The sequence below is a fragment of the Cupriavidus sp. SIMBA_020 genome, assembly GCF_046535395.1.
Classification (GTDB): Bacteria; Pseudomonadota; Gammaproteobacteria; order Burkholderiales; family Burkholderiaceae; genus Cupriavidus; species Cupriavidus campinensis.
In genome coordinates this window covers 1-261 of record NZ_JAWRWU010000900.1, presented here as the reverse complement: position 1 = coordinate 261, position 261 = coordinate 1, and the positions used below count along the sequence as shown (strand labels likewise).

The window sequence follows — 261 nt, the reverse complement described above, 5'->3', positions numbered from 1 at the left end:
CGTTTGGATTTCGGCCTCGGCCAAGCGCTAGAGCAGCTCAATGTCTTGGGCCTCGTACCTGGTGAACGAGCGATCGACTTAGCTCTTGTTGCGGCCACCGTGTTGGCTGCGGACACTCGCATTTCCCGCGAAGCCCTCGCTCAGGACGGGTGGACGCGCGAAATCGAGATCTGCGTACCAGTCGCCGATCCTGCGTTGTGGGAGTCGCAATCGTCGCTTCTTCAGAAAACGCTGAACTTCCTCACTGGTGACAAGTGGGCC

The 261-nt window shown here is 59.4% G+C and carries 1 pseudogene; it reads left to right on the top strand.

What is annotated here, in order from left to right:
• Positions 1 to 261: pseudogene (locus SB751_RS32030) on the top strand (hypothetical protein); the annotation flags it as partial.